This window comes from Cellulomonas septica (genome assembly GCF_012396155.1).
Lineage (GTDB): Bacteria > Actinomycetota > Actinomycetes > Actinomycetales > Cellulomonadaceae > Cellulomonas > Cellulomonas septica.
Map to the genome: position 1 here is coordinate 1 of NZ_JAAXOY010000177.1, position 5,808 is coordinate 5,808.

The window sequence follows — 5,808 nt, forward strand, 5'->3', positions numbered from 1 at the left end:
CCCGGGCCGTGCCAGGGCGGGCTGCCTCGACGCACGGACGACCGAGCGCCCGGGACCTGGTCGGGGTCCCGGGCGCTCGTGCCGTCGCAGGAGGAGCTGCGGCGGCGTGACCGGCGGAGGGGTGCCGGCCGGTGGGTCGGTCAGTCGAGCATCGCGACGACCTGCTCGGCCTGGTGCGTCAGCGCGACGCGGGCGTCGTCGGAGACCGTCGAGACCCGCGAGCGCGGCGTGAGCGCCGTGACGAACGCCTCGAGCGACTTCACGGCGACCTTCTCGTTGCCGTGGTCGGCGGCCACGTCGGCCGTCTTGACGGCGGCGAGCAGCACGGCGGCGACGGGTCCGCGGATCTCGCGGGCGTCGATCCGTGCCTTCACGGCGGACTCCAGGGCGTCGACGCTGCCGGGCGCCCAGAAGTCCGCGACGGGCACCTGGGTGTAGTCGGTGTCCGACGCGAGGTAGAAGCCGGGGTACGACGGCTGGTTGTACGTCGTCTGCTGGCGCGCGACCTCGGCGCGGTACTGCGGGTCGTGCATGAGGGTCGCGAGCTTGTGGCTCGTCACCTCGGTGGAGACGAACAGCCGGATCGCGGACGAGTCGGCGGTGCGGACCAGGAGCTCCTCGCGCCAGTCGCCGAGGACGTCGGCGACGAGCGACGGGTTGCCCTTGGTGCCGTTGTTGGCACGCGTGCCGGTCGCGGTGAGCAGGCGGCCGCGGGTCCAGTCGTCGATCGTGACGTCCTGGTCGCCCGAGCCGTTGACGATCTGCGTGGTGCCGTCCGCGGCCCACCGGATCGACTGGTTGGTCCCCGGGATCGGGCCGGGCGTGACGACGCCGGACGCCGAGTACAGGCCGAGCGAGTTCGTGCCGCCGGGCAGGGACGCCCACGCCTCGAGCCCGCGGGTCCCGGGGAGCACGTCGCCGATCATCGAGCGGCCGGTGTCGCGGCCGGAGTAGACGCCGAACAGGACCTCGCCGGTCGCGGCGTCGCGCATCGCCATGCCGTACGGCGCGAACGTCGCGCCCTCGTGCGCGGTGAAGATCTCCAGGCCGGGGCGGTCCGGGTCGATGTCGGTCACGTGCATCGCGTCGCCGTGGCCCAGGCGGACGTCCGCTCCCGGGTCGGCGCTGCCCGCGGGCAGCGTGTCGAACGACGAGTAGAGCAGCGAGCCGTCGTCGTCGATCGTCGCGGACCCGTACACGAGCTCCTGACGGCCGTCGGCGTCGACGTCGGCGACGGACAGCGAGTGGAAGCCCTGCGTGGTGATCGTGCCGAACTCGGGGTCCGTGCCGTCGCGCCCGTGCGGGCCGTCGTTGAACGGGTTCGTCAGCGGCACGTGCCCGGAGTCGACGTACCACCGCTCCTGCAGCTTCTTGCCGTCCCAGTCGTAGGCGACGACGGTCGTGCGCGTGTAGTAGCCGCGCGCGAACACCGCCGACGGGGTCTTCCCGTCGAAGTAGCCGACGCCGGACAGGAACCGGTCGACGCGGTTGCCGGGCTCGATGCGGGCCATGGCGTAGTCGCCCCACAGCAGGCCGTCGTCGTCGCGACCGGGCTTGTAGTCGACCGTCTGGAGCTCCTTGCCGGTGTCGCCGGCGAAGACCGTGAGGTACTCGGGGCCGTCGACGACGAAGCCCTCGAAGTTCCGCAGCACGTTGCGCGCGCTGCGGCTCGGCGCGTAGACGTCCATGAAGTAGTCGGTGAGCGCGCGGGCGTCGGTGTCGGACAGCGGGTAGGTGTACTGCGGCGCGATGCCGAAGGCCTCCTCGAGCGTCGCGGGCCACTGCCCGGACGTGACCTCGGGCCGGTCGGCCCAGCCGCGGAACATCGCCACGACGTGCTCGTAGTAGCCCTGCTTGCTGAGCCGGTAGTCGGTCGTGTCGGTGACCCCGGCCTTGCGGTCGTCCTTCGGGATGCTGACGTACTTCTCCGACTTCACGGTGCCGTCGGCGCGGTACGTCGTGATCTTCGAGCCCGGCGCCGTCTTCATCATGAGCTCGGCCTTGCCGTCGCCGTCGAAGTCGTAGACGGGGAACTGCGTGTAGTGCGCGCCGGCGCGGATGTTCACGCCGAGGTCGATCCGCCAGAGCTGCGTGCCGTCGAGCTCGTACGCGTCGACGAAGACGTTGCCCGTGTACCCGACCTGGCTGACGTCCTTGGAGTTCGACGGGTCCCACTTGACGACGTACTCGTACGCGCCGTCGCCGTCGACGTCCGCGACGCTCATGTCGTTCGCGGAGTACGTGTACGCCTCGCCGACGGGCGTGACGCCGTCGGCGGGCTTGTTCAGCGGGAGGTCGACGGACGCCTGGGCCCACGGCGTGACGTCGGTTCCGTCGACCTCGACCCCGTCGACCTCGGCCGCGACGCGGTAGCGCGACCCGGCGGTCCCGGCGGCGTCGAGGTAGTTCGTCGAGTCGGAGACCGTGGCGATCTTCGTGCCGTCGCGGTACACGGCGAAGTCGGGGCCCGTCTGGCCGGTGGCGGTCGCACCCGTGACCTCGGGGGCGAGCAGCCGCCACGACAGGAAGACGCCCTGGCCGGTCGTCGCGGCGACGAGGCCGCGGTCGAGCCGCTCGAGCGTGAGGCGGTCGGGCCCGTCGTGCCTCCCACCCTGCCCACCCGTCGCAGGCACCCCGGGGGCGGCGACGGACGGCACGGCGAGGCAGCCGACGAGCAGGGCTGCGGTCCCGGTGGCTGCCGCGAGGCGGCCGTGGAGACGGGGAAGACTCATCCTTGAATCCTTTCAAAGCGCTAGGGCTCCCCGGACGGCAAGAGCGGCCGGGGCGCCTTTGCCCTCGGCCTGCCCGCGACCGTACCCCGGCGGTCCGTCCCGGTTGAACCCCCGACGGGCGATTCGACGGAAAGTGACGATGGGAGCGCCACCACCCTGCGGAAACCGCTGTCCACCGCGCATCCGCACGGCGTCGAGCCGTCGGAGGGCCCGTCCACGCGTGACCCGGCGCCTCGATCCAGGTGCGCGCCAGGTGCCCGTCGTGCACACATCCCGCACCCGGTACCCCGGAACCGCGCCGCGTGCCGTACGGTGGCCGTGTAGTCGCAGTTGTCATCACCGCCGCGGGGCGACCCCGGCACGACGTTCTCGAGATCCTCTCGGCAGCGGACGGACGACACACCGTGATTCACCGGTCCCGGACACCCGGGGTTGTCACGCAGCACACCGACAGAGAAGAGAGCATCATGCCCCTGGGCACCGTGAAGTGGTTCAACGCCGAGAAGGGCTTCGGCTTCATCGCCCCCGACGACGGCGGCCCCGACGTCTTCGCGCACTACTCGGCCATCGCGAGCAGCGGCTACCGCTCGCTCGAGGAGAACCAGAAGGTGCAGTTCGACGTCACGCAGGGCCCCAAGGGCCCGCAGGCCTCGAACATCACGCCGGCCTGATCCAGCGCCGTACCTGACCGGGCGCCCCAGCACCACCGTGCTGGGGCGCCCGCGTCGTACCCCGGGTCGTCGTCGTCCATCGCCGCCGCGCACCCGTCGCCCGCTCCACCAGCACGCGACCGGCCCCGCACGGGGCAGAGCAGCACGCGACCGGCCCCGCAGGGGCAGAGACGGACCACCGTGACCGAGATCCGCCCCGTCGGCCCCGCCGGCGCCCGCGCAGGCACCAGCACCGCCGAGCGCCCCCACCCCACCAGCAGCTTCACCGCGCTGACCCGCACCATCCAGGAGGCCGGGTACATGCGCCGCCGCTACGGCTTCTACGCCGCACGGCTCAGCGGCGCGGTCGTCGCCGTCGCCGGCCTCGTCGCGGGCGTCGTCCTGATCGGCGACTCCTGGTGGCAGGTCGCCCTCGCCGCCGTCGCGGCCGTGGTCTTCACGCAGATCGCGTTCCTCGGGCACGACGCCGCGCACAAGCAGATCTTCCGCTCCGGACGCGCCAACGACTGGGCCAGCCTCGTCCTCGCGGACCTCTTCGTGGGTCTGTCGTACGGCTGGTGGCAGCGCAAGCACACCCGGCACCACGCCAAGCCGAACCAGGTCGACGCCGACCCGGACATCGACCTGCCCGTGCTGTCGTTCACGCCCGCCGACGTCGAGAAGCGCCGCTCCCCGCTCGCCCGCTGGTTCCTCGCGCGGCAGGGCTGGTTCTTCTTCCCGCTGCTCCTGCTCGAAGGCCTCGACCTGCACGTCTCGAGCGTCAAGCGGCTCTTCCAGCCCGGCCCGCTGCAGCGCCGGTGGGTCGAGGCGCTGTTCCTCACGATCCGCCTCGGCGGCTGGCTCGCGCTCGTCCTCGCCGTGATGTCCCCCGGCAAGGCCGCCGTGTTCCTCGCCGTCCAGCTCGGGCTCTTCGGCCTCTACATGGGTGCGTCCTTCGCCCCCAACCACAAGGGCATGCCGCTGGTCCCCAAGGACGCCCGCATCGACTTCCTGCGCCGCCAGGTGCTCACCAGCCGCAACATCCACGGCGGGCGCTGGCTCGACGTCGTCATGGGCGGGCTCAACCACCAGGTCGAGCACCACCTGTTCCCGTCGATGCCGTCGATCAGCCTGCGCCGCGTCGCGCCGATCGTCCGCGAGTACTGCGCGACCCACCAGATCCCCTACACGCAGGTGTCGCTGGCCAGGTCGTACGCCATCGTCGTGCGCCACCTCAACACCGTCGGGCTGGCCGACCGTGACCCGTTCGTGTGCCCGATCGTGGCGGCCCACCGCGTCTGACCCGGTCTGTCCTCGTCTGACCGGGTGAGACCGTCCCAAGAAGGGCAGTGCCACGGAGGGCTCTCTCGCGTACCCTCTTCCCGTAGTCGCGTTGCCTCGCTTGTCACGCTCGCCGTCAGGATCCCTGCCGGTGTCGGACGACGACCACCGTGATCACCGGTCCCGGTCTGTCGGGGTTGTCAGTACCGCACGTGAGAAGAGAGAGAACATGCCTGTCGGCACCGTGAAGTGGTTCAACGCGGAGAAGGGCTTCGGCTTCATCGCCCCCGAGGACGGCGGACCCGACGTCTTCGCGCACTACTCGGCCATCCAGACGAGCGGCTACCGCTCGCTCGAGGAGAACCAGAAGGTGCAGTTCGACGTGACGCAGGGCCCCAAGGGCCCGCAGGCGTCGAACATCACGCCCCTCTGATCGTCTCCACGCAGACGCTCTGAGCACGAGGCCCCGGTCGCAGCAGCGGCCGGGGCCTCGTCGCGTCTACGAGTCGCGCCGGTCAGGTCAGGGCGACAGCGTCCCGTCGACGTACGACCACCGACCGCCCTCCCGCACGAACCGGCTCGTCTCGTGCAGCGCCCCGCGCACCCCGCCCTCGCGGTAGCGGGCCACGAACTCCACCACACCCGCGTCGTCGAACGGCCCGCCCGCCGACGTCGCGCGGATCTCCAGCGACCGCCACTCGACGTCGTCGTCGAGGACCAGGTGGTGCGGACGCGTCGACGCGTGCCACGACGCCCGCAGGTACGCCGCGTCGCCGACCGCGAACGCCGTGAACCGCGAGCGCATCAACGCCTCCGCGGTCGGTGCCGGGCGCCCGTCGAGGATCGGGCCGCAGCACTCCCCCAGCACCAGGCCGGTGCCGCACGGGCAGCGGGAGTCGTCGGACGGGCGCGTCGATCCGGTCATGCACCGGGGATATCACCCCGCGCGCCCGTTGTCCCCGTCGGGCCCGAGGGCTAGGACGGGAGGACCGGTCCGCGCACCGGAGCGACGGGCCGGTCGCCCCGCGGGTCACGCCCGGGGCCGACGAGACCGGGGGCGGTCCGCATGGCACGTCGACGACTCCTGACGGCCCTGGCGGCCGTCGTCCTGCTGCCCGCGGCGCTGGTCGCCGCACCGGCCGGGG

Annotated in this window: 5 protein-coding genes; 3 read left to right on the plus strand and 2 right to left on the minus strand. The window is 72.1% G+C overall.

Features of this window, described 5'->3' with window-relative positions:
- Positions 1-140 precede the first annotated feature (140 nt).
- Positions 141-2,732, minus strand: coding sequence for a rhamnogalacturonan lyase (locus HGA02_RS08660; RefSeq protein WP_168678678.1), 2,592 nt, complete (start codon positions 2,730-2,732; stop codon positions 141-143).
- A gap of 467 nt (positions 2,733-3,199) precedes the next feature.
- On the opposite strand from HGA02_RS08660, the gene HGA02_RS08665 reads away from it, so the two are divergent.
- From HGA02_RS08665 to HGA02_RS08675, 3 genes are all read left to right on the plus strand, one after another.
- The gene (locus HGA02_RS08665) at positions 3,200-3,403 is read left to right on the plus strand and encodes a cold-shock protein (RefSeq protein ID WP_124341269.1); all 204 of its coding nucleotides are present in this window, start codon (positions 3,200-3,202) and stop codon (positions 3,401-3,403) included.
- Between the two features lie 180 nt (positions 3,404-3,583).
- Positions 3,584-4,684: a fatty acid desaturase family protein gene (locus HGA02_RS08670; protein WP_343035387.1), complete on the plus strand. Its 1,101-nt coding sequence runs from the start codon at positions 3,584-3,586 to the stop codon at positions 4,682-4,684.
- A 208-nt stretch (positions 4,685-4,892) separates the two neighbouring features.
- Positions 4,893-5,096 carry a cold-shock protein gene (locus HGA02_RS08675; RefSeq protein ID WP_124341270.1) on the plus strand — a complete coding sequence of 68 codons (204 nt, stop codon included), beginning with the start codon at positions 4,893-4,895 and terminating at the stop codon, positions 5,094-5,096.
- Positions 5,097-5,183: 87 nt separating this feature from the next.
- Here the strand turns inward: HGA02_RS08675 and HGA02_RS08680 are convergent, their stop codons facing one another.
- A complete protein-coding gene (locus HGA02_RS08680; protein ID WP_168678679.1) occupies positions 5,184-5,588 on the minus strand; it encodes a YchJ family protein in 405 nt (134 codons plus the stop codon).
- Positions 5,589-5,808: the final 220 nt, after the last annotated feature.